The sequence below is a fragment of the Paenibacillus sp. FSL R5-0527 genome (assembly GCF_038008055.1).
Classification (GTDB): domain Bacteria; phylum Bacillota; class Bacilli; order Paenibacillales; family Paenibacillaceae; genus Fontibacillus; species Fontibacillus macerans.
In genome coordinates, this window is sequence record NZ_JBBOYI010000001.1 from 6,999,248 (window position 1) to 7,024,577 (window position 25,330).

Annotated in this window: 32 protein-coding genes; all 32 read right to left on the reverse strand. The window is 52.6% G+C overall.

Annotation, left to right across the window (positions count from 1 at the left end):
• Window positions 1–41 precede the first annotated feature (41 nt).
• Window positions 42–227: a 50S ribosomal protein L30 gene (gene rpmD, locus NYE69_RS31670; protein ID WP_036619536.1), complete on the reverse strand. Its 186-nt coding sequence runs from the start codon at window positions 225–227 to the stop codon at window positions 42–44.
• 12 nt (window positions 228–239) lie between these two features.
• Complete coding sequence (gene rpsE / locus NYE69_RS31675; protein WP_036619535.1) at window positions 240–737, reverse strand: 30S ribosomal protein S5; 498 nt, start codon at window positions 735–737, stop codon at window positions 240–242.
• A gap of 27 nt (window positions 738–764) precedes the next feature.
• Entirely contained in the window at window positions 765–1,133 is a 369-nt protein-coding gene (gene rplR, locus NYE69_RS31680; RefSeq protein WP_036619534.1) for a 50S ribosomal protein L18, read from the reverse strand.
• 67 nt (window positions 1,134–1,200) lie between these two features.
• Window positions 1,201–1,743: a 50S ribosomal protein L6 gene (rplF, locus tag NYE69_RS31685; protein WP_036619533.1), complete on the reverse strand. Its 543-nt coding sequence runs from the start codon at window positions 1,741–1,743 to the stop codon at window positions 1,201–1,203.
• Between the two features lie 31 nt (window positions 1,744–1,774).
• On the reverse strand, window positions 1,775–2,173 hold the full coding sequence (gene rpsH / locus NYE69_RS31690; protein WP_036619532.1) for a 30S ribosomal protein S8: 399 nt from the start codon (window positions 2,171–2,173) through the stop codon (window positions 1,775–1,777).
• 31 nt (window positions 2,174–2,204) lie between these two features.
• Window positions 2,205–2,390: a type Z 30S ribosomal protein S14 gene (locus tag NYE69_RS31695; RefSeq protein WP_010348808.1), complete on the reverse strand. Its 186-nt coding sequence runs from the start codon at window positions 2,388–2,390 to the stop codon at window positions 2,205–2,207.
• A gap of 45 nt (window positions 2,391–2,435) precedes the next feature.
• The gene (gene rplE, locus NYE69_RS31700) at window positions 2,436–2,978 is read right to left on the reverse strand and encodes a 50S ribosomal protein L5 (protein ID WP_036619531.1); all 543 of its coding nucleotides are present in this window, start codon (window positions 2,976–2,978) and stop codon (window positions 2,436–2,438) included.
• Window positions 2,979–3,010: 32 nt separating this feature from the next.
• Window positions 3,011–3,364 (reverse strand): 50S ribosomal protein L24, encoded by a 354-nt coding sequence (rplX, locus tag NYE69_RS31705; RefSeq protein ID WP_082207655.1) that lies wholly within the window; start codon window positions 3,362–3,364, stop codon window positions 3,011–3,013.
• 38 nt (window positions 3,365–3,402) lie between these two features.
• Window positions 3,403–3,771 (reverse strand): 50S ribosomal protein L14, encoded by a 369-nt coding sequence (rplN, locus tag NYE69_RS31710; RefSeq protein ID WP_036619525.1) that lies wholly within the window; start codon window positions 3,769–3,771, stop codon window positions 3,403–3,405.
• Between the two features lie 35 nt (window positions 3,772–3,806).
• Window positions 3,807–4,070, reverse strand: coding sequence for a 30S ribosomal protein S17 (rpsQ, locus tag NYE69_RS31715; protein WP_036619522.1), 264 nt, complete (start codon window positions 4,068–4,070; stop codon window positions 3,807–3,809).
• Between the two features lie 50 nt (window positions 4,071–4,120).
• Window positions 4,121–4,321 (reverse strand): 50S ribosomal protein L29, encoded by a 201-nt coding sequence (gene rpmC, locus NYE69_RS31720; protein ID WP_018759704.1) that lies wholly within the window; start codon window positions 4,319–4,321, stop codon window positions 4,121–4,123.
• Window positions 4,311–4,745, reverse strand: coding sequence for a 50S ribosomal protein L16 (gene rplP, locus NYE69_RS31725; RefSeq protein WP_036619518.1), 435 nt, complete (start codon window positions 4,743–4,745; stop codon window positions 4,311–4,313). Before rplP ends, rpmC begins: the two co-directional genes overlap by 11 nt.
• Window positions 4,746–4,747: 2 nt before the next feature.
• Window positions 4,748–5,416: a 30S ribosomal protein S3 gene (rpsC, locus tag NYE69_RS31730; RefSeq protein WP_036619517.1), complete on the reverse strand. Its 669-nt coding sequence runs from the start codon at window positions 5,414–5,416 to the stop codon at window positions 4,748–4,750.
• 13 nt (window positions 5,417–5,429) lie between these two features.
• Complete coding sequence (gene rplV, locus NYE69_RS31735) at window positions 5,430–5,762, reverse strand: 50S ribosomal protein L22 (protein WP_009226643.1); 333 nt, start codon at window positions 5,760–5,762, stop codon at window positions 5,430–5,432.
• A gap of 38 nt (window positions 5,763–5,800) precedes the next feature.
• Window positions 5,801–6,079 carry a 30S ribosomal protein S19 gene (gene rpsS / locus NYE69_RS31740; protein ID WP_036619516.1) on the reverse strand — a complete coding sequence of 93 codons (279 nt, stop codon included), beginning with the start codon at window positions 6,077–6,079 and terminating at the stop codon, window positions 5,801–5,803.
• A gap of 77 nt (window positions 6,080–6,156) precedes the next feature.
• Window positions 6,157–6,987, reverse strand: coding sequence for a 50S ribosomal protein L2 (gene rplB / locus NYE69_RS31745; protein ID WP_340930022.1), 831 nt, complete (start codon window positions 6,985–6,987; stop codon window positions 6,157–6,159).
• Between the two features lie 28 nt (window positions 6,988–7,015).
• Window positions 7,016–7,306: a 50S ribosomal protein L23 gene (rplW, locus tag NYE69_RS31750; protein WP_036619513.1), complete on the reverse strand. Its 291-nt coding sequence runs from the start codon at window positions 7,304–7,306 to the stop codon at window positions 7,016–7,018.
• On the reverse strand, window positions 7,306–7,929 hold the full coding sequence (rplD, locus tag NYE69_RS31755) for a 50S ribosomal protein L4 (protein ID WP_036619512.1): 624 nt from the start codon (window positions 7,927–7,929) through the stop codon (window positions 7,306–7,308). The genes rplW and rplD overlap by 1 nt, the downstream gene beginning before the upstream one ends.
• Before the next feature lie 27 nt (window positions 7,930–7,956).
• Window positions 7,957–8,580 carry a 50S ribosomal protein L3 gene (gene rplC, locus NYE69_RS31760; protein ID WP_036619511.1) on the reverse strand — a complete coding sequence of 208 codons (624 nt, stop codon included), beginning with the start codon at window positions 8,578–8,580 and terminating at the stop codon, window positions 7,957–7,959.
• 48 nt (window positions 8,581–8,628) lie between these two features.
• Entirely contained in the window at window positions 8,629–8,937 is a 309-nt protein-coding gene (gene rpsJ / locus NYE69_RS31765) for a 30S ribosomal protein S10 (RefSeq protein ID WP_006676490.1), read from the reverse strand.
• A 423-nt stretch (window positions 8,938–9,360) separates the two neighbouring features.
• Entirely contained in the window at window positions 9,361–10,944 is a 1,584-nt protein-coding gene (locus NYE69_RS31770) for an FAD-dependent oxidoreductase (RefSeq protein ID WP_340930026.1), read from the reverse strand.
• A gap of 20 nt (window positions 10,945–10,964) precedes the next feature.
• The gene (locus NYE69_RS31775) at window positions 10,965–11,795 is read right to left on the reverse strand and encodes a MurR/RpiR family transcriptional regulator (protein WP_036627487.1); all 831 of its coding nucleotides are present in this window, start codon (window positions 11,793–11,795) and stop codon (window positions 10,965–10,967) included.
• 85 nt (window positions 11,796–11,880) lie between these two features.
• Window positions 11,881–13,401 carry a DUF4127 family protein gene (locus NYE69_RS31780; RefSeq protein WP_340930029.1) on the reverse strand — a complete coding sequence of 507 codons (1,521 nt, stop codon included), beginning with the start codon at window positions 13,399–13,401 and terminating at the stop codon, window positions 11,881–11,883.
• 45 nt (window positions 13,402–13,446) lie between these two features.
• Complete coding sequence (locus tag NYE69_RS31785) at window positions 13,447–14,301, reverse strand: carbohydrate ABC transporter permease (protein WP_340930592.1); 855 nt, start codon at window positions 14,299–14,301, stop codon at window positions 13,447–13,449.
• Window positions 14,301–15,182: a carbohydrate ABC transporter permease gene (locus NYE69_RS31790; protein ID WP_340930031.1), complete on the reverse strand. Its 882-nt coding sequence runs from the start codon at window positions 15,180–15,182 to the stop codon at window positions 14,301–14,303. The genes NYE69_RS31785 and NYE69_RS31790 overlap by 1 nt, the downstream gene beginning before the upstream one ends.
• Window positions 15,183–15,217: 35 nt before the next feature.
• Window positions 15,218–16,537, reverse strand: a complete 1,320-nt coding sequence (locus NYE69_RS31795; protein ID WP_340930033.1) for an ABC transporter substrate-binding protein — start codon at window positions 16,535–16,537, stop codon at window positions 15,218–15,220.
• 183 nt (window positions 16,538–16,720) lie between these two features.
• Window positions 16,721–17,911 carry an elongation factor Tu gene (gene tuf, locus NYE69_RS31800; RefSeq protein WP_328270479.1) on the reverse strand — a complete coding sequence of 397 codons (1,191 nt, stop codon included), beginning with the start codon at window positions 17,909–17,911 and terminating at the stop codon, window positions 16,721–16,723.
• Between the two features lie 83 nt (window positions 17,912–17,994).
• Entirely contained in the window at window positions 17,995–20,073 is a 2,079-nt protein-coding gene (gene fusA / locus NYE69_RS31805) for an elongation factor G (RefSeq protein ID WP_328270478.1), read from the reverse strand.
• Between the two features lie 47 nt (window positions 20,074–20,120).
• A complete protein-coding gene (gene rpsG, locus NYE69_RS31810) occupies window positions 20,121–20,591 on the reverse strand; it encodes a 30S ribosomal protein S7 (protein ID WP_036619498.1) in 471 nt (156 codons plus the stop codon).
• Between the two features lie 84 nt (window positions 20,592–20,675).
• Window positions 20,676–21,098 carry a 30S ribosomal protein S12 gene (rpsL, locus tag NYE69_RS31815; RefSeq protein WP_036619497.1) on the reverse strand — a complete coding sequence of 141 codons (423 nt, stop codon included), beginning with the start codon at window positions 21,096–21,098 and terminating at the stop codon, window positions 20,676–20,678.
• 142 nt (window positions 21,099–21,240) lie between these two features.
• Complete coding sequence (locus NYE69_RS31820; protein WP_036619496.1) at window positions 21,241–21,492, reverse strand: ribosomal L7Ae/L30e/S12e/Gadd45 family protein; 252 nt, start codon at window positions 21,490–21,492, stop codon at window positions 21,241–21,243.
• 180 nt (window positions 21,493–21,672) lie between these two features.
• Window positions 21,673–25,287 (reverse strand): DNA-directed RNA polymerase subunit beta', encoded by a 3,615-nt coding sequence (gene rpoC / locus NYE69_RS31825; RefSeq protein ID WP_328270477.1) that lies wholly within the window; start codon window positions 25,285–25,287, stop codon window positions 21,673–21,675.
• Window positions 25,288–25,330: the final 43 nt, after the last annotated feature.

The window sequence follows — 25,330 nt, forward strand, 5'->3', positions numbered from 1 at the left end:
TCCTTATTTATTGTTGGTTCTTATATAACACTCAAAACCTGTTAGGCTTCGATTTCTTTAACCGAAACCAAGTGGCTTACTTGATTCACCATGCCGCGGATGGCCGGATTGTCGTTGTGAACCACGGTTTGGTTGATTTTGCGAAGACCCAAGGTTTTCACGGTAGTACGTTGGTTCTCCGGACGACCGATCAAACTACGCACGAGGGTAATTTGCAGTTTAGCCATGAGATTCCCTCCTTAACCGAGAAGTTCTTCGACGGTTTTACCGCGTAATTTCGCAACATCCTCAGCGCGTTTCAGGCGGGACAAGCCCTCCAAAGTCGCATTGACCATGTTGATGGAATTCGAAGAACCTAAAGATTTTGTCAAAATGTCGCCCACGCCAGCCAGCTCAAGCACAGCGCGAACCGGACCGCCGGCGATAACCCCGGTACCTTCGGACGCCGGTTTCAGGAGCACACGGCCGGCACCGAAATGTCCGGTAACCAGGTGAGGAATCGTCGTGCCTACGAGCGGAACGTGAATCAGGTTTTTCTTCGCATCTTCAATCCCTTTGCGAATCGCATCGGGAACTTCGCCTGCTTTACCGATGCCGGCGCCAACCCAACCTTTGCCGTCGCCGACAACCACGAGCGCGCTGAAGCTAAAACGACGTCCGCCTTTAACTACTTTAGCTACGCGGTTAATATTTACAACTCTTTCAGTCAGTTCTAAAGTGTTCGGATCTACACGCAAGTCGTTAACCTCCTTTTAGTGAATATTTTAGAATTCCAGACCTGCTTCGCGGGCTGCGTCAGCCAAAGCCTGAATCCGTCCATGATACAGGTAACCCCCACGGTCAAACACAACGCTCTTGTAGCCTTTGCCTACAGCGCGTTTCGCGATCAGTTCGCCGACTTTACGGGCGGATTCCACGTTGCCGCCGTTGCCGATCGATCCGTTCAGCTCTTTGTCCACGGTCGAAGCGCTAGCCAGCGTTACGCCTGCCACATCGTCGATCAGTTGGGCATAGATATGTTTGGAGGAACGGTATACGTTCAGTCTTGGACGTTCAGCCGTACCTTGAACTTTCGTCCGCACGCGCAGATGTCTTTTCAGACGAGCTTTGTTCTTATCGCCTTTTGTAATCATGACTTTCCTTTCACTCCCTTCGGTTTACCTTCAAGACGCCAGAAGGACAGGGCCGCTAAGCAGAAACTTATTTCTTCTTACCGGCTTTACCTTCCTTACGAATGATGCGTTCACCTTCATACTTGATCCCTTTGCCTTTGTAAGGCTCAGGCTCGCGAACGGAGCGGATTTTAGCGGCATATTCGCCTACGCGCTCCTTATTGATCCCTTTAACGATGATCTTTGTATTCGAAGGTACTTCAAATTCGATGCCCTCTTCCGGAGTAATTTCAACCGGGTGAGAGTAACCTACGTTCAGAACGAGCTTTTTGCCGGACAAGCTTGCGCGGTATCCGACGCCGACCAGTTCAAGCGACTTCGAGAAGCCTTCCGTTACCCCGCTGACCATGTTGTTCACTACCGAACGGGTCGTGCCATGCAGAGAACGATGTAATTTATTATCAGAAGGACGCTCAATGGTAATCACGTTGTCTTGAACCGTTACCTTGATGTCCTTATGCAGCTCACGAGACAAAGTACCTTTCGGTCCTTTTACCGTAATCACGGTGTTGTCGAGTGTGACGTTCACGCCACTTGGTACTGTAATTGGTTTGCGACCAATACGAGACATGTATTTGCACCTCCTTGTGATAAGACGTTAATTACCAAACGTAGCAAACAACTTCGCCGCCGGCTTTGGACTGACGAGCTTCCTTATCGGTCATAACTCCTTTGGATGTGGAGATAATCGCGATACCCAAACCGCCGAGGACACGAGGGATTTCGTTGCTTTTCGTGTACACGCGAAGGCCTGGCTTACTGATTCTCTTCAAACCGGAGATAACGCGTTCGTTGTTAGGGCCGTATTTCAGGAAAATACGGATGATCCCTTGCTTGTTATCATCGATATATTCTGCATCGCGGATGAAACCTTCACGCTTCAGGATTTCAGCGATTTGTTTCTTGATCGTCGAAGCAGGCAGTTCTACCGTTTCGTGACGCACTGTGTTCGCGTTGCGAATACGTGTAAGCATATCTGCAATTGGATCTGACATAGTCATACGTGTAAACCTCCTTCCCGTTGTTGATAAATTACCAGCTTGCTTTTTTCACGCCAGGAATCTGGCCTTTATAAGCTAATTCACGGAAACAAATTCTGCAAATTTTGAATTTTTGCAATACCGAGTGTGGACGACCGCAACGTTCACAGCGGGTGTACGCCCGCACTTTGAATTTCGGTGCACGTTGTTGTTTAACTTTCATTGAAGTTTTTGCCACTTTAGCCTGACACCTCCCAGATAGTTTCGGAGAATAACGACTTGGTTACTTTGCAAAAGGCATGCCCAGCTGCGTCAACAGCTCACGGGCTTCTTCGTCGGTTTTTGCCGTCGTCACGATAACGATATCCATACCGCGAACTTTGTCGACTTGGTCGTATACGATCTCAGGGAAGATCAATTGTTCCTTGAGGCCAAGCGTATAGTTGCCGCGTCCGTCGAAAGCTTTCGTCGATACGCCGTGGAAGTCGCGCACGCGAGGAAGCGCAATGTTAAACAGTTTGTCGAGGAAGTAATACATGCGGTCGCCGCGAAGCGTTACTTTCACGCCGATCGGCATGTTCTCACGAAGTTTGAAACCGGCGATCGATTTCTTCGCACGCGTGATAACCGGCTTTTGGCCAGCGATCAGCTGCATATCGTTCACTGCGGAATCAAGCACCTTGGAGTTGGCCACGGCTTCGCCGACACCCATATTGATAACGACTTTCTCGATTTTAGGCACTTGCATTACGGTTGTATAGTTGAATTTTTGAACCAAAGCAGGCGTCACTTCGTTCAAAAAGCGTTCTTTCAATCTTGCTGCCATGAATCATGGACCTCCTTTCTTACATTCCTGGATTAGTCGATTACTTCTCCGGATCTCTTGGCTACGCGAACTTTTTTGCCGTTGTCCAATACTTTGTAACCGATACGGGTTACTTTTCCGCTCTTCGGATCAACATGCATAACGTTCGAAACGTGAATCGGAGCTTCTTTCTCGATGATGCCGCCTTGCGGATTCAGCTGGTTAGGCTTTTGGTGTTTCTTGATCATGTTCACACCTTCCACAAGCACGCGGTTCTCACGAGGATAAGCGGCGATGACGCGGCCTTTCTTCCCTTTGTCTTTACCGGAGATCACGATGACCGTGTCGTCTTTCTTAACGTGAAGCTTATTGTTATGAGATTCAAGGATCTTTTTCAGTCTAGGCACTTGGTTTACACCTCCTGTTAAATCGGGGTAGGGGTTATTTAGATAACTTCCGGAGCCAAGGAAACGATCTTCATGAAGTCCTTGTCGCGAAGTTCACGGGCAACCGGACCGAAGATACGCGTTCCGCGCGGGCTTTTGTCTTCTTTGACAACAACCGCCGCGTTTTCGTCGAATGCGATGTAGGAACCGTCTTTACGGCGAACCGCACGTTTCGTACGAACGACAACCGCTCTGACTACGTCTCCTTTTTTGACAACGCCGCCTGGTGTTGCTTGTTTGACGGAACAAACGATCAGATCCCCGATTTGTGCTGTACGACGACCGGTACCGCCCAGAACGCGAATACACATCAATTCCTTCGCGCCGGAGTTGTCGGCAACCTGCAAACGTGTAAATGGTTGAATCATCGATATTTCCTCCTTTCAGCCTGTAGCCTTCGCTATCAGATAATAACCGCTTCTTCTACGACTTCAACGAGTCTCCAGCGTTTGTCTTTGGACAGCGGGCGAGTTTCGGCGATTTTTACGGTATCTCCGATTTTCGCGGTATTGTTCTCATCATGCGCTTTAAATTTTTTCGTGTATTTAATGCGCTTGTGGTACAGATCATGCTTCTTGTACGTTTCTACAGCAACAACGATCGTTTTGTCCATCTTGTCGCTGACGACTTTACCAATTTGCACTTTACGGCTGTTACGTTCGCTCATGGTTAGCCTCCTTCCTGGACTTGGCATTTCGCTTAACGCTTAGACGCTTCTTAACTGATGATCCCGAGTTCTCTTTCACGTAATACGGTTTTAGCACGAGCTATTTCCTTGCGCACGTCACGGATCCGAGTCGGGTTATCGAGTTGGCCGGTAGCCAACTGAAAACGGAGGTTAAAGAGTTCTTCTTTAAACCCGGCGATTTTTTGTTCGATTTCTGCAGTGGTTAAGTTGCGAAGTTCATTAGCTTTCATTTGCTTCACCACCCAATTCTTCACGTTTCACAAACTTCGTTTTGATCGGCAGTTTGTGGGCGGCAAGACGCATAGCTTCGCGTGCGATTTCCTCCGATACACCGGCAAGCTCAAACAGAATCTTGCCAGGTTTCACAACTGCGACCCATTTTTCTACGTTACCTTTACCGCTACCCATCCGGACTTCAAGAGGCTTTTGAGTAATCGGCTTGTCAGGGAAAATTTTGATCCATACTTTACCGCCCCGTTTGATGTAACGCGTCATTGCAATACGCGCCGCTTCAATTTGGCGGTTGGTGATCCAAGTCGGCTCAAGAGCCTGCAGGCCGAATTCGCCGAAGTTCAGTTCGGTGCCGCCTTTAGCTTGGCCTCTCATATTACCGCGTTGCTGCTTGCGGTGTTTTACGCGCTTTGGTACCAACATGATTAGTTGCCTCCTTCCTGAGCAGCTTGTTGTTTCTTAGCCGTAGGAAGAACCTCTCCACGATAGATCCATACTTTTACGCCGATGCGGCCGTAAGTCGTATGCGCTTCTGCCGTACCGTAATCGATGTCGGCGCGGAGCGTATGAAGTGGAACAGTTCCTTCACTGTAGCCTTCCGTACGGGCAATTTCAGCACCGCCGAGACGGCCGCTGACTGCCGTTTTGATCCCTTTCGCTCCCGAACGCATCGTTCTTTGAATCGCTTGTTTCAGCGCACGACGGAAAGAAACGCGGCGTTCCAGTTGTTGTGCGATGCTTTCTGCGACCAGAATCGCGTCAAGATCAGGGTGTTTGATTTCCGAAATGTTGATGTGAACCTTTTTGCCGCCTGCGATTTTCGTAATTTCCCCGCGCAGGATTTCCACTTCCGAACCGCCTTTACCGATAACCATACCCGGTTTGGCTGTGTGGATCGTTACGTTCACACGATTTGCCGCTCTCTCGATTTCAATCCGAGATACCGCGGAGTCTTTCAGTTTGTTTTTCAGGTGTTCACGAATTTTAACGTCTTCCAGCAAAAGATCACCAAAATCTTTGCCGGCGTACCATTTGGATTCCCAATCACGGATAATCCCTACTCGTAGTCCGACCGGATTTACCTTTTGGCCCACACGTTTTCCCTCCTTATTTTTCGGATACCACCAATGTAATGTGGCTGGTGCGTTTGTTGATCCGGCTAGCGCGACCCATTGCCCGCGGACGGAAACGTTTCATCGTCGGGCCTTGGTTGACGTACGCTTGCGTAATCACCAATTTATTAACGTCCATAGAATAGTTATGTTCAGCGTTGGCAATCGCCGAATTCAAAAGCTTCTCCACGATCGGGGAAGCCGCCTTTGGCGTATGGCGCAGAATCGCGATCGCATCGCCGACTTGCTTGCCGCGGATCAGATCGACTACGAGCTGAGCCTTGCGCGGAGCAATGCGGATAGATCTTGCATGTGCTTTAGCTTCCATGTGTAATGACCTCCTCTCAAGCGAAGAACTTATTGGAATTAACGTCTCGTTTTCTTATCGTCATCCGTATGACCTTTGTAGGTACGGGTTGGGGCAAATTCGCCCAGTTTGTGTCCGACCATATCCTCGGTTACGTATACCGGAACGTGTTTGCGTCCGTCGTATACACCAAACGTATGACCAATGAATTGCGGGAAGATCGTGGAGCGGCGGGACCAGGTTTTGATCACGACTTTTTTGCTCGACGCGTTCATTTCCTCCACTTTCTTCAACAGGTAACCATCAACAAAAGGCCCCTTTTTCAGACTGCGACCCATTCATTTATCCTCCCTTCGTCTGACTGCAGAATTCGCCGTTTTATCCACAAGCCGCGAAGTGATCCGCGTGATGCGGATTACTTCGTACGGCGGCGAACGATATATTTATCAGAAGCTTTGCCTTTTTTACGCGTTTTGTAACCCAGGGTCGGTTTGCCCCAAGGCGACAACGGAGATTTACGGCCGATCGGAGCGCGGCCTTCACCACCACCGTGAGGGTGATCGTTCGGGTTCATGACGACACCGCGGACTTCCGGACGTTTGCCGAGCCAGCGGTTGCGTCCCGCTTTACCGATTTTCACGAGCTCGTGGTCGCCGTTGCCTACGGAACCGATCGTCGCGCGGCAAACTTTCAAGACCTTACGAACTTCGCCGGAAGAAAGGCGGATCGTTACGTATTTCTCCTCTTTACCGAGCAATTGGGCTTCCGTACCGGCGGCGCGAACCAATTGTCCGCCTTTGCCGGGCTTCAACTCAATGTTGTGGATTACGGTACCCACCGGGATGTTCTCGAGCGGCAGCGCGTTCCCGATTTTAATGTCGGAACCTGCGCCGGATTCGATCACGTCGCCTACTTTCAGGCCCTTAGGAGCGATGATATAACGTTTTTCGCCATCGGCGTAGTGAATCAAAGCGATATTCGAGGTGCGGTTCGGATCGTATTCGATCGTAGCAACGCGGCCTGGAATTCCATCTTTGTTCCGCTTGAAGTCGATGATGCGGTATTTGCGCTTATGTCCGCCGCCATGGTGACGAACGGTAATTTTACCTTGGTTGTTGCGGCCGGCCGTTTTGCTCAGCGGCGCAAGCAAAGATTTCTCCGGCTGATCCGTCGTGATTTCTTCGAACGTCGACACGCTCATCGCGCGTCTTGCCGGGGATGTCGGTTTGTACTTTTTGATAGGCACGAGATTTCCCTCCTTACTTTAAACGATTTTATACCGATTCAAAAAATTGGAGCGGCTTGCTGTCAGCAGTCAATGTAACAAACGCTTTTTTCCATTCAGGAGTGTATCCGGAGTAGCGTCCGTAACGTTTCAGCTTCCCTGGTACGCGCAAGGTGTTTACGTTCTTGACTTTCACACCGAAGATCGACTCTACGGCTTGCTTGATTTCGGTTTTGTTGGCGCGAATATCAACCTCGAAAACGTATTTCAGGTCATTCATATATTCGGTCGAACGTTCCGTAATCACCGGGCGTTTGATAATATCGCGAGGATCTTTCATTACGCGAGCACCTCCTCTACCTTCTGAACTGCTTCTTTCGTAATGATCAGTTTGTCGTGCGTCAGCACGTCGAGAACATTAATGCCGTCTGCCGCCACGAATTTAACGCCTGGGATGTTGCGTGCGGAAAGCGCCACATTGTCGTCGTAGCTCGGAGCTACAACCAAAGCTTTGCGATCCACTTTCAGGTTGTTCAAAATCGCCGCGAACTCTTTTGTCTTCGGAGCGTTCAAGCTCAGCGCGTCAAGCACGATGATGTCTTGATCGATCACTTTCGAAGACAAGGCCGATTTGATCGCCAAACGGCGAACCTTCTTCGGCAGCTTGTAAGCATAGCTGCGTGGAGTCGGACCAAACACGGTACCGCCGCCTACCCATTGAGGGGCGCGGATGGAACCTTGGCGCGCACGGCCCGTACCTTTTTGTTTCCAAGGTTTACGGCCGCCGCCGCGAACTTCGGAGCGTCCTTTGACTTTGTGGGTGCCGAAACGCAGGGAAGCGCGCTGCATGACAACAGCTTCATGAAGAACGTGCGTGTTCGGCTCGATCCCGAATACCGCGTCATTCAATTCCACTTCGCCCACTTGGCTACCGCTAATATTGAAAAGTGCTACTTTTGGCATTTGATGTTCCTCCTTTCTTGAGGGCTATTATTTCTTAATGGTTTGCTTGATTTTGACGAAGCTGTTTTTCGGGCCCGGAATGGAGCCTTTAACCAGCAGAACGTTGCGTTCCGCATCAACGCGGATAACTTCAAGGTTTTGAATCGTCACGGTTTCATGTCCCATATGTCCAGGCAGGTTTTTGCCTTTGAATACGCGGTTGGCCGCGATCGAACCCATGGAACCCGGTCTGCGATGGTAACGGGAACCGTGCGCCATCGGGCCGCGGCTTTGTCCCCAGCGTTTGATTACGCCTTGGAACCCTTTACCTTTCGAAATGCCGGTTACGTCAACAAATTCGCCTTCGGCAAAAATATCGACTTTGACCTCCTGGCCAACTTCGTATCCCGCCAAATCAACACCGCGAATTTCGCGAACGTAGCGCTTAGGCGTTGCACCTGCTTTTTTCGCATGCCCAACTTCCGGTTTGTTGGCTCTGGCTTCCTTCTTGTCGGAGTAGCCGAGCTGAATGGCTTCATAACCGTCGTTCTCCACGTCTTTCTTTTGCAGAACCACATTGGAGCCCGCCTCGATTACCGTTACAGGAATGACATTCCCTTCAGCGGTAAATACTTGAGTCATTCCGAGTTTTTTTCCTAAGATACCTTTCATGTTGACACCTCTTTTCCTTTCCTGATTACCTTACGATAATGTGGGGTATTACAATTTGATTTCGATATCTACACCGGACGGCAGGTCCAAGCGCATCAAGGCGTCCACGGTTTGCGGAGTCGGGTTCACAATGTCGATCAGACGTTTGTGCGTCCGCATTTCGAATTGTTCCCGGGAATCCTTGTACTTGTGCACCGCACGGAGAATGGTAATAACTTGTTTTTCCGTAGGAAGCGGAATCGGCCCGGATACGCCGGCACCCGAACGTTTTGCCGTTTCAACGATTTTCTCTGCGGATTGATCAAGAATTCTGTGGTCGTAAGCTTTCAAACGAATACGAATTTTTTGCTTTGCCATTTTAGTCCCTCCTTCTATCGCCCAATTTAGTATCGGACATACTCCGTGAAAATTTTCTGACGCCCTCCCATGGCAAAGGGGCCGGGTGTGTCAGTAACCTCTCACATCATCGCAACGTCACAGAACAACATTCACTATTATATAGAAAAGGTAGGCGGAATGCAAGAAATTATTTTAAGGTAGTTCAAAAAGTCCGCTTTTAATCACGAAGTGAATCAGGAAGTTACTCGGCATCGAATCTTGAATTCAGCCGGGCCATCCGTTGCTCACGTACCCAAAACGTACGCTCCGCTACTCAGCCCCTGGCTTCATCCAACCTTCTCGGTGCTGAAAACCGGACTTTTTGAACATGCACTTAAAAAATAAAACCACAAATCCCCGGAGGGACAAGTGGTTTCGGTAATGATGGCACGTATCGTTGCGCTAGATTTCATCGTTAATGGAGGAGGGCCAGTGAAGCTGAACTCCCTGCGATTCGAGCCACGCCTGAAATGCCTTTAAATGGTACTCCCGCTCCCGAATCTCCCGGGGCCGGATATGATGCTTCAAAGCATAAGCGGCCATGTGCCCGGCGGCCTCGCCGATATTCCATTCGATCGGGTGCAGGCGGTAGCAGCCGTTCGTAATTTGCGTTGTCCCGATGTTTTTGCAGGCGGGCAGCAGATTTTGCACCCGCACCGGCAGCAGCGCTCCCATCGGAATCTCGAACGGATAGTTCGGTATATAGAAGCCGCGGCGCGATTGGGTCGTGGCATGCAAATCAAGCGGGTAGCTGCCTACCCCTACGCTGTCCTCATACCGCTTAATGCCAAGCTCCCCGCGCAGCTCCTTGCTGACGTCATGCTCCGTAATCGTGTAGAGGGCCCTAATGCGCCGGGATTCCCGGATGTAAGGGTACTTGGCCAGCCCGTCTTCCGTTCCGAGCACATCCCCGCGGAGCCGCAGACCCGGGTATCCCTTCCCGCCGTCCGGCCGCGGAGACTCCGTCTGCAGCCAATAGAGGAGGGACAGGCTGAGCTCGCGCGCTCCTTCCAAATGCCGCCGGCGTTCCTCCTCGGACACTTCGTAGATCATGCCCAAATCGAAATCGTTCTGCGCCCAGTTGATCAAGGAGATGTCGCTTTGATAAAGAGCGCCGCAGAACAGGGCGGGGTCGATGATACGGCGGTACGTCCAAAGGGACGGCCGCCCGCTGTCGTCCGGGAACAGCGTAAACTCCTGGTCGTTATCCGGGTCCACCCCATCCCCCACAATCCAGCCCAGCTTCGGCAGACTCGAGTGAGGCTGCGTGTACCGCCGCCAATACTCATAGGACGCCGGCTTGCAAATCGTATAGTCTCCGCCGGGAACATAATCAAGCGCAAACACATGCGTAAAAGCTTGAACGTCATACGGCCTCGCTTCCTCCAGTGCATGCGGCTCTCCGGTCTCCGTCCTGGATTCGGCTCCGGTTACGTATTCGACTCCGGCCAAGGGCAAAATATCCCCGCATTCGGTAGCGTCGAGGAAATACGTCCCCCGCAGCGTCCACTCCTCATCCCGGTCCAGCCTTCTGACGGTAACGGATTTCACCGCGTCTCCACGCGTCTCCGCCCGGACAGCGCGCACCCGATACATTACCGTGATTCGGCCGCTGTTCACATAGGGCGCGAGCATATCGCAGAGCACCCGCAGCGCCGCTTTCGGCTCATGGCACAGCCGGCTGACCCAGCCGTTGCCCGGGTTTAACAGCGAATCGTTCATCGCCTCTCCGGTCAGCGGATAATTTTGCCGGTAGTACTCCCTTACCCGGTTTCGGAATTCGCGGTACGTTCCGGTGCAGCCGAAGCTTTCGATCCACTTGTGCTCGTCGGGCGGAACCGCCTGGCTCGTCAACTGCCCGCCCAGCCAGTCCGTTTCTTCGGTCAAGATGACGGAATAACCCGCCTTGGCGACGGCCAAAGCGGCCATACAGCCGCCAAGCCCACCGCCAAGCACGATAACGTCCGCTATTCTTTCTCTTTCCATGCCTTGCATCCCTCCGTTTGTCAGTAGATTTTATCGATGACGGCCCGGGCCGTCTTCTCTTTCATATGTTTCGCACGCTCAAGATCCTTTAAGGACAATCCTTCGCATAGCAGATCAATGACAAAAAGCTGCGATATTTTCGCGCTCATGGAGCCTCCCTCAAGCGGTGATTCCTTCCCTGCCGTCAGCAGCACGAGGTCCGCGATGCTTGTAATCGGCGACTTGGCGTAATTCGTCACGGCGATGACCTTGGCTCCGCCGCTTTTGGCTTTGGCCAGGATGTCGTTCGTGTCTTTGCTGCTCCCGGAAACGCTGAAGCCGACGGCCACGTCCCCCTCCTCCAGCAGCACGGCGCTCATCGCCTGCATATGGCTGTCAAAGGCCGCTTCGGAACGTCTGCCCAGCCGCAATAAACGGTTTTTGGCATCCAGTGCCGTAATGCCGGAGGAGCCGACGCCGATGAACTGAATGTGCCGGGCTTTGTCGATCAACTCGACGGCGGCTTCCAGCGTGTTCCGGTCAAGCAAACTTAGGCTGGCCTGCAGCACCTTCACAACGTTGCCGCACACCCGCTCGATATAATGCGCCTCGCGCTCTTCGAGTTTGTTCTCCTCGATTTTGCGCAGCATTTGACTCTGGGCCAGCGCCAGCCGGAACTCCTGGTAGCCTTTAAATTTGATTTTCCGGCAAAAGCGGATCACCGTCGTTTCCCCGACGCCCGAAGCTTCGGCAAACTCGGTAATCGAGGAATACAGCACCTCATCCGCATGCTCCAGCACCCGCCTGGCGACCTTCTGCTCCGATCTCGTCAGCGAAGGGTAATAGCTGCCGATTTCCGCGATCAAATCCATGGGGGTTCTGATATTGGCAAACCGCGCGTTTTTATTCGTATCCGTCATGATCATTCTCCTATTTAACAGATAGCCCCCGGGGTCTCTATGACGATATCAAATGCGTTTTCAGCCCCACTTCAAACATCCGGCTCCACGGCAAAAATACATCATCGATGCTGACGCGGTAAGTTTCATCATTAATATACTGTTCCACGAAACGCTCCAACTCTTCCCGGACAACGCCGGCGGCCACGCCGCGCGGTCCGTCGACCGAAAAATAATCCATCCCGAGCCCGGGCAGCTTATGCTCTTTGACGTGCTGCCGTACAAAGGCGCAGTAACCGGCATCCTCGGTATAGCGCAGGGACAGGAAATCGAGATGAGCCCGGCTTGGCCCGTAATGACGGTAAATCATGCCCTGGGCGATGCAGGTGCCAAGCGTATTGGAGCTGGTGTTCCAGCCCGCGTAGCCCGCCGCTCGAAACAGCAGCTTCTTCTCCCGCATCGACCGGATCAGTTCAAGATCCGCCCCGTTGGCAAAAGCCACGTCCGCGATCACGCACGGTTTATTGAACCGGCCGATGAGATAATCCGCGGTTTCGATCAACTCGGCCGTGTTTCGCATCACGTTATAGCCCGCGTTGGGATGATGCTGCGACGCGCTTTCCATCATCGTTTCCCCCGGAGCATTGATAAGTAGGGCGATATCCGCTTCGCTCATGCTGGAGCACAGCAACCCGCCGGCCGCCAGCACATGGTACTTTACGCTCTCGAACAGCAGGCGGTCCTCGTACAAAGGAATCACAAACGGCCCTTGGACGCTGGAAAACCGCGGATATACGAGGGGAACGGCTTGCTTAAACCGGTTGATCATACGGGCAAGCAGCGTGCAGCCCGCCTCATCGGCGCCCGGATACATGTATACCCTCAGGGAAACGCCAAGCTCTTTGACGGTATCCCGAACCTTCTGCTGATCCAAAGCGGTCCATCCGTACGGGGCGGCATCATCCTGCGGAATGACAAGGAAATCGATGACGCCATCCTTCGCCAATTCCACGGCGCAGCGGTTAAGCTCGGTGTTAACCGCCCGCCGCTGCAAATAATCGCTCAACACGCCGGCGGGCAGCTGCGCGTCGATATGCTTTTTCTCCAACATCTCGGCCTCCGTGGCGAGGCCAAGCTGCAACCGGTGGCCAATGTATCCCTGGCGGAAAATTTCCCGCCCCCATTCCCCGTAATAGTCAGGTTCTTCGTCGCTGCTGGAATACTGCGGGCAGCGCATGATCAGATTCATCGCATAAACCCGCAGCCCGGGAACGACCTCCTTCAATTTTCTTAATTGGCCGAGCCTGTGTTGGCATTCCTCGAACGGCAGCCGGTGCAGCCGGGAAGGCACGATTCCCCCGTACACCAAGGTGTCCAATGACAAAATCGCACCATCCGCCCCTCGCGCCTCCTGCAGCAGCCAATTCCATAACCCCTCGGTATCGGCCGGCCGTTTTTTGCTTCCCAAGAGCTCCACGGGAGGCGTTACCATCATGAAATCCGTTCCAGCCGCCAGCGCCGGGGGAAAATACAAATTGCACGGACGTTCGTCCAAAGGCACATAAACGATTTTGATCATGCTCAGACATCTCCTCCAGCCATGAATTGAAGGCAAGGAATCCTTTTATCCTTTAAGCGCTCCCGACATCCCTTCGATGAAATAACGTTGGGTCAGCAAGAAAACGGCGATGATCGGAAACACGGAAATCATGGTACCCGCGGCAATCCAGCCGAAATTGTAGGCGAACTGTCCATTGAGATAGGTTAAAGCTGCCGCCAGCGGATATTTGGACGGATCGTTCAAAATGACGATCGGCCACAGGAAGTTGTTCCAGAACGCCATCATCTCCAGCAAAGCGATCACCGCGAGGCCGGGCTTCACCAAAGGCAGCATCAACTGCCAAAAAATCCGGAACTCGGAGGCGCCGTCCATTTTCCCGGAATCCCGCATATCCGCCGGAACGGACATAAAGGTCTGCCGCATCAGAAAAATGTTGAACACCGACACCGCCGCGGGCAACACGACGCCAACATAGGTGTCCCCCAGACGGAAAGCCTGAATCGTCAAATAATGCACAATCATCGCTGTCGAGGAAGGAATGATCATCGTCGAAATCAGCAAGCCGAACACCAGGTTTCGCCCTTTGAAGCGGAAGGCGGCGAGCGGATAGGCGGTCATACTGGACAAGACGACATTCGCGGCAATCCCCAGCGCGGTAATAACGACCGTATTCATCATATATTTGGGAAAGTCCATGAATTTCCACACACCCGCGTAATTGGCAAAGTCGATAAAGCTCGGGAAAATGGCCGGCGGCACCGAAAACACGTTTTTGCCGGGCATCAGCGACACGCTGAGCAGCCAAAGAAACGGTCCCATCATAAATAACGCCAGCGCCGCCAGCAGGACGTAAATGATTGCGTACCGGATGACCGTTCCCGGCCGAAATGCCCTTTTCGGGGTAGACGGTTTGCTCATCAATATGGATTGACGCCTCCCTTCCGGTTGACATAGAAGATCAAGACGCTGAGAACCCCGATGATCATGCTGACGATCAACCCCAGCGCAGAAGCGTAACCGAAGTTAAACTGTTCCAGCCCTTTTTGAAAAATATAAACACTCGACGTCAAGGTCGCCGTGCCGGGGCCGCCTTTGGTCAGAATATACACCTCATCAAACACGCGGATCGCCGCCATCAGGGAAATCAAACTGCAAAACAGAATATGCGGCCGGAGCAGCGGCAAAGTAATCCGGTAGATGGCCCGGAACACGCCGGCTCCGTCGACTTTGGCCGCCTCGTATAGTTCCGCGGGAATCCCCTGCAGCCCGGCAAGGTACAACACCATGTAATACCCTAAGCCTTTCCACATCGTAATGAACATAAGCACGTATAGGGCCGTGCTGCTGTCCGCCAACCAGGAAATCTGTTCGTTGATGATGCCGAGCCGGATCAGGATGTAATTGACGACCCCGTTGTTGCTGAGCAGCCAGCTCCAAATCAGCGCCACGGCCACCATCGAGGTGACGACCGGAATATAGTATGCCGTCCGAAAAGCCTTCACCCCGGGAAGGCGGCTGTTCACCAGCACGGCCATCAGGATCGAGGCGATTTGGATGAACGGAACGATCAACACGTATTTCACCGAATTCCACAGCGAGATCAGAAAATTCCGGTCCTGAAAAGCGGCCGCATAATTGTCCAGACCCACGTACTTCGTTTCGGCAATGACGGAATAATCGGTAAAAGACAGCGGTATTCCGTAGAGGATCGGCCAAAACACGAATATTCCGATCAGGAGCAGGCCGGGCGTCATAAACACCCAGGCGGCCCAGGTTTCCGAATGGCTCCATTTCTTCAAGGTGTTCACCTCCTATCCCGCAATACCGTTAGGCGCTACTTTTTTAAGATTTCGTTGACTTCCTTTTCTACGCTATCCAGCGTTTTCTTGATATCCTGGCCGTTCAGGAGCACTTCCTGCAGCCCCCGCCCTAATGCGGCATTGATGTCCGTCGCGCTGGGCACGCCGACCATAAAGTCCGTCGCTTTATCCAGGCTTTGCGCGGAAGCGATTTTGGCCTGCGCCTCTAGTGTGTTGTCCGATTCGGTAAAAAAGGGATCTTTGATCGATGCTTTGGTGGAGGGCAAAGTATTGGCCAATTTGGCAAAAGAGGTCTGATTTTCGGCATTCGTTACGAAAACCGCGAACTTGACCGCTTCTTCCGTATGTTTGGAAGCCTTCGGCACCACGACGTTCATCGAGTTGGAAAGCCGCAGGTTGGCTTTGCCCGTGGGCAGCGGGACGGCTACGGTATTTTTGTACACGTCCGGGGCGGATGTTTTCAGGAAGTTGATAAAGGTAGGACCGGCCAACTCAAATGCCACCTGCTCGGCGGAATAATACTGAATCTGCTTGTCAAATTTCGCATCATCCTTGATGATCACGCCTTCCTCCATCAACTGCCGCAAATTTTGCAGCATCGCTTCCGCCTCCCGCGTGTTAAAGGCGGCGGCCGTTTTGTCTTCGTTGACGAACGGAATGCCATCGATCGCAAACAGTTTGGAGATCAGCTGGATGGCGTAGCCGTTTTTGCCGGTTTTCGCTTTGATTTGCCGCGCCCAGTCGGCCAGCTCCTCACGGCTTTGCGGCGGCTTGCTCGGGTCCAAGCCGGCTTCCTTCAGCAGCTTCGTGTTCATGAACAGCACTTCGGTCCCGGTATACCAAGGCAAAGCATAAGCGTGACCGTCGAGAACGGTGGAACCAAATATCCCTTCAAAATAAGCGGCTTTTTCCTCCGGAGTAAGATACTCTTCCAAATCGGCGAGCGCGCCTTTGCTGCCGATTTGGCTGGCAAATTCCGTATTCAGGTTTACCACGTCCGGGCTTTTGCCGCTGGCGATGCTGGTCAGCAGCTTTTGCGATACGGTGTCGAACGGGAAGTCCTGCCAATCGATGGTGACGTGGGGGTTTTCTTTTTCATAACGTGAGATCAATTCATGAAAGTAGTCGTTAAACGTGGGCTGCAAAGCGATGGTCCAGAACTGGAGCGTGACGGGTTCCTTGGCTTGATCCCCTTCGGAACCGCCAGCCTTCTGAGGTGTGTTCGCCGCAGCCCCTTGACTAGGTTCGGGTCCGCCGCCGCACCCGGAGAGCAAACCGGCGATCCATGCCGTAAGCAGCAGGAGGAGCGGAGCTTTCAGCATCGTTTTTGTCATGGACAACATCCTTTCAAGCTTTTGAACCATATATATTCAGCGGCTCGAAAATTATTTCCGCAATGCTTGGATATTCCGGCGGATAATTTCTGCTAACTTACAAGCGATGGCACAAAAAAAGGGCCCCTCCCCGGTAAACCGGGAAGAAGCCCTTTTCGGATAAGGCCGCTTAAAAGCGCCTTATTATTTGCTGATGGATACTACAGCGCCGGATCCAACCGTACGGCCGCCTTCGCGAATGGAGAAACGAGTTCCTTCTTCGATAGCGATCGGAGCGATCAGTTGTACCGTAACTTCGATGTTGTCGCCAGGCATAACCATTTCAGTGCCTTCCGGCAGGTTGATAACGCCCGTTACGTCCGTTGTACGGAAGTAGAACTGCGGACGGTAGCCGGAGAAGAAAGGTTTATGGCGTCCACCTTCTTCTTTCGTCAATACGTATACTTGAGCGGTGAACTCAGTATGCGGATTAACGGAAGCCGGTTTAGCCAATACTTGACCGCGTTCGATTTCTTTACGGTCAACACCGCGAAGCAATGCGCCGATGTTGTCGCCGGCTTGAGCGGAGTCCAGCAATTTGCGGAACATTTCAACGCCGGTAACGACGGATTTCTTCGTTTCTTCTTGGATACCCACGATTTCAATTTCGTCGCCGACTTTAACCGTACCGCGTTCTACACGGCCCGTAGCAACCGTACCGCGGCCAGTGATCGAGAATACGTCCTCGACAGGCATCAGGAACGGTTTGTCGACAGGACGTTCCGGAAGCGGAATGTACTCGTCGATAACTTGGAACATTTCGACGATTTTTTCAGCCCATTCGCCATCAGGGTTTTGCAGAGCTTCACGAGCGGAACCGCGGATGATCGGAGTGTCGTCGCCAGGGAACTCGTATTCGTTCAGCAGGTCGCGAACTTCCATTTCAACCAGTTCGAGCAACTCTTCGTCTTCAACCATGTCGCATTTGTTCAGGAATACAACGATGTAAGGAACGCCTACGTTACGGGACAGCAGGATGTGTTCGCGAGTTTGCGGCATTGGGCCGTCAGCTGCGGATACAACCAGGATTGCGCCGTCCATTTGAGCAGCGCCGGTGATCATGTTTTTAACATAGTCGGCGTGCCCTGGGCAGTCAACGTGTGCATAGTGGCGTTTGTCGGTTTCATACTCAACGTGAGCCGTCGAGATTGTGATACCGCGTTCGCGTTCTTCCGGAGCTTTGTCGATTTGGTCGAAAGCTACGGCAGCACCGCCGTATTTTTTGGACAATACAGTCGTGATGGCTGCAGTCAGAGTTGTTTTACCATGGTCGACGTGACCAATCGTACCGATATTAACGTGCGGTTTTGTACGTTCGTATTTAGCCTTTGCCATTTTAAACAGTTCCTCCTTAAAATATGGATTGTTATGTTTGACCGACCGGAAGATGAATTCTTCCGATCAGCAAGTACAACTAATTATTCTCCGCCCTTGTTCTTGGACACAATTTCTTCGGCGATATTTCTAGGAACTTCTTCGTAATGGGAAAGTTCCATCGAGAATACGCCGCGTCCTTGCGTACCGGAGCGAAGCGTGGTCGAGTAACCGAACATTTCGGAAAGAGGCACTTTGGCACGGATAATTTGCGCGCCGCCACGGGAATCCATACCTTCGATCCGACCACGGCGGGAGTTCAGCATACCCATTACATCACCCATGTACTCTTCCGGAACAGTTACTTCAACTTTCATAATCGGCTCAAGCAGAACCGGATTACATTTGTCCTTGGCCGCTTTGAGCGCCATGGAACCGGCGATTTTAAACGCCATTTCACTGGAGTCGACATCGTGGTAGGAACCGTCGACGATCGTCGCCTTCACGTCCACTACCGGGAAGCCGGCAAGAACACCGTTCTGCATCGCTTCTTCGATACCTTGCTGTGCAGGACCGACATATTCTCTCGGTACGGCGCCGCCGACGATTTTGCTGTCGAATTGGTTGCCTGTACCTGGCTCCAGCGGTTCGAATTCAACCCAGACGTGACCGTATTGACCGCGGCCGCCGGACTGACGTACGAATTTGCCTTCAACGCGCGCTGGCGTTCTGAACGTTTCGCGGTAAGCAACTTGCGGTTTACCCACGTTCGTCTCAACTTTGAATTCACGGCGCATCCGGTCGATAATGATATCGAGGTGAAGTTCACCCATACCTTTAAGGATCGTTTGGCCGGTTTCTTCATCCGTATAAGCGCGAAGCGTCGGGTCTTCTTCCGTCAGCTTGCCAAGAGCAACGCCCAATTTATCTTGGTCGGCTTTTGTCTTAGGCTCAACGGCGATCTCGATAACCGGATCCGGGAAGTTCATCGACTCGAGAATAACCGGGCTCTTCTCATCACACAGTGTATCACCCGTGCCCGTATCTTTCAAACCTACGGCCGCCGCAATGTCACCAGCGTATACTTCGCTGATCTCTTGACGGTGGTTTGCGTGCATTTGCAGGATACGGCCGATCCGTTCGCGTTTGCCTTTGGTCGCGTTCAGCACGTAAGAACCGGATTGCAAAATACCGGAGTATACGCGGAAGAACGTCAGCTTACCCACGTACGGGTCGGTCATGATTTTAAATGCCAGCGCCGCGAACGGTTCTTCGTCGGAAGAATGGCGTTCCACTTCCGTACCGTCTTCCAAGTGACCTTGAATGTTCGGTACATCAACCGGAGCAGGCAGGTAATCGATGACGGCATCCAGCATCAGCTGAATCCCTTTGTTCCGATAGGAAGATCCGCAAACGACCGGGAAGATTTTCACTTCGCAAACGCCTTTGCGCAGTGCGGCTTTCAGTTCTTCAACGGTGATTTCCTCGCCTTCGAGGTATTTCATCGTCAAGTCTTCATCCAGCTCGGCAACTTTCTCGACCAGTTCCGCGCGGAGTTCTTCTACTTTATCGGCAAGATCCGCAGGGATCTCGGCCTCTTCGATGTTTTGACCCAAATCGTCTTTATAGATGAAGGCTTTCTTCGTGATGATGTCGATGATCCCGACAAAATCATTTTCCGCACCGATCGGCAGTTGAATAGCAACTGCGTTCGCTTGCAGACGATCGCGCATATCATTTACAACGTTCAGGTAGTCCGCACCGATAATATCCATTTTGTTGACGTAGGCGATCCGCGGAACGCCGTAACGGTCAGCCTGTCTCCAGACGGTTTCGGACTGAGGCTCAACGCCTTCTTTTGCACTGAATACCCCTACAGCCCCGTCCAATACACGAAGGGAACGTTCGACTTCAACGGTGAAGTCGACGTGTCCCGGGGTATCAATGATATTTACGCGGTGACCTTTCCATTGAGCGGTGGTCGCAGCGGACGTAATCGTGATTCCGCGCTCCTGCTCCTGCTCCATCCAGTCCATCGTTGCAGCACCCTCGTGAACTTCCCCGATTTTGTGCGTACGGCCTGTGTAGAACAAGATCCGTTCCGTCGTGGTTGTCTTACCGGCGTCAATATGCGCCATGATCCCGATGTTACGTGTATTTTTCAAGGAGAACTCTCTTGCCATGAATCTGTCTCCCTTCAAAATAGAAGTTTTGAATTACGAGCGAAATCCTACCAGCGGTAGTGTGCGAACGCTTTGTTCGCTTCCGCCATTTTGTGCGTGTCTTCGCGTTTCTTCACGGAAGCGCCTGTGTTGTTGGATGCGTCGATAATCTCGGCAGCCAAACGCTCTTCCATCGTTTTCTCACCGCGGGTGCGAGAGTAGTTTACGAGCCAACGTAATCCCAGGGATGTACGTCTTTCCGGCTTAACTTCGATCGGAACCTGGTAGTTCGCACCACCGACACGGCGAGCTTTAACTTCCAATACAGGCATGATGTTCTTGAGCGCTGCTTCAAATACTTCCATCGGGTCGTTCCCCGTGCGTTCTTGAATGATGTTGAACGCGTTGTAAAGAATGCTTTGAGCAACACCGCGTTTACCGTCGATCATGATGCGGTTGATCAAGCGGGTAACCAGCTTGCTGTTATACACCGGATCCGGCAACACGTCTCTTTTGGCAACTGGACCTTTGCGTGGCATATAGTTATCCCCCTTTCAGCAATAATTCAAACCTAATAGCGGTAGTTCAAAAAGTCATCTTCGGATCACGAAACAGGTCGCGCCTTAAGACTTTTTCGCTTTCGGACGTTTTGCGCCGTATTTGGAACGGGCTTGCATCCGGTTGTTAACTCCAGCGGTATCCAAAGCTCCGCGTACGATATGGTAACGTACACCTGGGAGGTCTTTGACCCGGCCGCCGCGAATCAGCACCACGCTGTGTTCTTGCAGGTTATGTCCGATCCCCGGAATATAAGCCGTCACCTCTACACGGTTCGTCAAGCGAACACGGGCATATTTACGAAGCGCGGAGTTCGGTTTTTTCGGAGTCATCGTACCTACACGAGTGCAGACGCCGCGTTTTTGCGGAGAGCTCAAATCGGTAGCCTCGCGTTTCAGAGCGTTAAACCCTCTTTGCAGCGCTGGCGATTTGGATTTGTACACCTTCTCTTGGCGTCCTTTGCGTACTAATTGGTTAATTGTTGGCATGTTGTTGCCACCCCCTTCCTCAGAATTCACATTGCTTTACAAACCGTTTACTTAAGCCCACAGACCCAGGCGGTTCATAAAAGAGCAAAGGAAATGTTTTTGCCGGCGAGCTTTCGCTCGAATGCAAAAACATTTCGATCAGCTATGGTTTTACAATCGCCGCCATCGCCGCGCCCACTTCAATCCCGCAGGCTTTGCCAAGAGCCGCCATCGTGTCCACAAGAGTGACCTTGACGCCGCGCTCATTGCATAAGGCGATGATTTTCGATGTAAGACGTGGATCTGCATTTTCAGCCACATAAACTTCCACGGCGCGTCCTAGCTCTACCATTCGCATGGTTTGCTTGGTGCCGATTTTCACTGGTGCGTCCCGAAGTCCTTTATCATTAGACATCCTAAACGTCCTCCAAAGCACTGGGTATCCGTACTCACGCACTATGATATAGTAGCACTCCGGTATAGGCGATGTCAAGCATATATTTGTCGTTCCTCAGCTTCAAAAGAATAAACGCCGATGCGTCCCGGCAGGTAATCAGATCACCCGGGGCCGCATCGGCGCAGCGCTTCAAATCACTTATTCAACGGAAACAGGCTCAAGGCTTTCCTCGCTCGTCTCGTCCAGCTCAGATTCCTCAAACTGGAGGCTGCGGTAACGGTTCATGCCGGTGCCGGCCGGAATCAGCTTCCCGATAATGACGTTTTCCTTCAGGCCGAGCAGCTTATCGACTTTGCCTTTGATGGCAGCGTCGGTAAGCACGCGCGTCGTTTCCTGGAAGGAAGCGGCCGACAGGAAGGAATCCGTTTCGAGCGACGCTTTCGTAATCCCGAGCAGAACCGGTTTGGCCACAGCGGGCTCTTGGCCGGACAAGATGGCTTCCTTGTTCGCCACTTCATACTCGTGCAGATCGACGAAAGAGCCCGGCAGAAGCGGCGTATCGCCGGAATCGACGATCCGGATTTTACGCAGCATCTGGCGGATCATAACCTCGACGTGCTTGTCGTTGATTTCTACGCCCTGGTTGCGGTATACGCGCTGAACTTCCTGCAAAATGTAGTTCTGTACGCCGCGAATCCCTTTGATGCGCAAAATTTCTTTCGGGTCGATGGAACCGTCGGTCAGTTCGTCCCCGGCCTCGATTTGGTCGCCCTCGCTTACGCGCAGACGGGAACCGTAGGTGACGGAGTAGACCTTCGTTTCCGCTTCGCCTTGTACCTCGATTTCGCGGCGGTCCTTCGCTTCGCGGATTTCCTTGATCACGCCGTCGATTTCACTGATCGTGGCTTGACCTTTCGGATTCCGGGCTTCAAACAGCTCCTGAATCCGCGGCAAACCTTGGGTAATGTCGTCGCCCGCAACGCCCCCGGTATGGAACGTACGCATGGTGAGCTGGGTTCCCGGTTCGCCGATCGACTGAGCGGCGATAATGCCGACAGCTTCGCCGATCTCGACGTGTTTGCCGGTGGCCAGGTTGCGGCCGTAGCACTTCTTGCAGACGCCATGACGGGCACGGCAGCTGAGCACGGAACGGATTTGCAGCTTCGTGATTCCTGCGTCCACGATTTCATGCGCTTTGTCGGAATCGATCAGCTCGTTCCGGTGAATGATGATCTCGCCGGTTTCCGGATGCCGTACCGTTTCGAACGAGTAACGGCCTTCGATCCGGTCGTACAGATTTTCGATAACCTCTTTGCCGTCCTGAATCACGCCGACGGTAAAGCCTTTATCCGTACCGCAATCTTCCTCGCGCACGATAACGTCCTGAGCCACGTCGACGAGACGGCGGGTCAAATAACCGGAGTCCGCCGTCCGCAGCGCGGTATCGGCCAGACCTTTCCGCGCGCCGTGCGTCGAAATGAAGTATTCCAGGACCGTAAGGCCTTCGCGGAAGTTCGATTTGATCGGAAGTTCGATGATGCGGCCGGCCGGGTTGGCCATGAGGCCCCGCATACCGCCCAACTGGGTGATCTGCGATTTGTTCCCCCGTGCCTTGGAATCGACCATCATCATGATGGAGTTGTAGCGGTCCATCGACTTCATCAGGATATCGGTAATTTGATCCTTACACTTGGACCAGATATCGATAACGCGGTCGTACCGTTCTTCGTTCGTGATTAGACCGCGGCGGTATTGATTGGTGACAACCCGTACTTTCTCCTCGGATTCGCGCAGGATGTCCTGCTTTTCCTGCGGAACGATAACGTCCGCCACCGCAATACTTACGCCGGCACGTGTGGAGTAAGTAAAGCCGGTTTGCTTGATTCTGTCCAGAATGACGGAAGTTTCCGTCGTTTGGTAGATTTCGAAGCAGCGTCCGATAATTTCCCCGAGGTATTCTTTGCCGACCCCGCCCGCTTGCGGCGCATTCATGATCCGCTCCACGATGTCCACGCCTTTTTCATGGATAAAATATTTATCCGGCGTTCCTTGGAACAGGTTCACGCGGGTCGGTTCATTAATGTACGGGAAGCTGGCCGGGAAAATTTCATTGAAAATGATTTTACCGACCGTAGTGATCAGCAAAGCGTTTTGCTGCGCTTCCGTAAAGCTCGTTTTGCCCAAAGCTTTCGCCGGGATAGCCACCCGCGCATGCAGGGAAGCCGTTCCCCGTTGATAAGCGGATACCGCTTCGTTGACCGAAGACAAAATCATGCCGGCGCCTTGAGCGTCCTTGTTGTCCATCGTCAGATAGTAGGAGCCCAGGACCATGTCCTGCGAAGGCGTAACGACCGGCTTGCCGTCTTTCGGGTTCAAAATGTTGCCGGAAGCCAGCATCAGAATGCGCGCTTCCGCTTGGGCTTCCGCCGACAACGGCACGTGCACGGCCATCTGGTCGCCGTCGAAGTCGGCGTTGTAAGCCGTACATACGAGCGGATGAAGACGGATGGCGCGGCCTTCGACAAGAATCGGTTCAAACGCCTGAATCCCGAGACGGTGAAGCGTAGGAGCACGGTTCAGCAGAACCGGATGTTCCTTAATGACCTCTTCGAGCACATCCCAAACTTCGGGGCTTACGCGTTCGACTTTGCGCTTCGCGCTCTTGATGTTGTGCGCCAGGCCTTTGTTGACCAGCTCTTTCATCACGAAAGGCTTAAACAGCTCCAGCGCCATTTCTTTCGGCAGGCCGCATTGATACATCTTCAAATACGGGCCTACAACGATAACGGAACGTCCGGAGTAGTCGACGCGTTTCCCGAGCAGGTTTTGCCGGAAACGGCCTTGTTTTCCTTTCAGCATATGGCTCAAGGATTTGAGCGGACGGTTGCCCGGGCCCGTTACCGGTCGGCCGCGGCGGCCGTTGTCGATCAAGGCGTCCACCGCTTCCTGCAGCATCCGTTTTTCGTTTTGCACAATGATATCGGGCGCGCCGAGATCAAGCAGCCGTTTCAAACGGTTGTTCCGGTTGATGACGCGGCGGTACAGATCGTTCAGGTCCGATGTGGCGAAACGTCCGCCGTCGAGCTGAACCATCGGACGGAGTTCCGGCGGAATGACCGGAAGCACGTCGAGGATCATCCACTCCGGCTCGTTGCCGGAGCTCTTGAACGCTTCGATCACTTCAAGCCGTTTGATCGCCCGGTTGCGGCGCTGGCCTTGAGCCGTGCGCAGCTCTTCTTTCAAAAATTCGAGCTCTTTGTCGATATCGAGATCCTGAAGCAGCTTCTTCACCGCTTCCGCACCCATGCCGGCTTGGAAACCGTAACCGTATTTCTCGCGATAGCTGCGGTATTCTTTCTCGGACAAAAGTTGCTTTTTCTCCAGCGGTGTTTCACCCGGATCGGTCACGACATAAGATGCAAAATAAATGATCTCTTCCAGGGAACGCGGCGACATGTCAAGCGCAAGGCCCATGCGGCTCGGAATCCCTTTGAAGTACCAAATGTGGGACACCGGAGCGGCCAGCTCGATATGACCCATCCGCTCGCGGCGCACTTTTGCTCTCGTCACTTCGACGCCGCAGCGGTCGCAGACTACGCCTTTATAGCGAACTCTCTTATATTTACCGCAATGACATTCCCAGTCTTTGGTCGGGCCGAAAATCTTCTCGCAGAACAGCCCTTCCTTTTCCGGTTTCAACGTGCGGTAGTTGATCGTTTCCGGTTTCTTCACTTCTCCGCGGGACCAAGAACGAATTTTGTCTGGGGAAGCAAGCCCAATTTTCATAAACTCGAAGTTGTTGACGTCCAACAAGGAGCATCCCTCCTTAACCTAGTCCTGATATTGACTATCTACG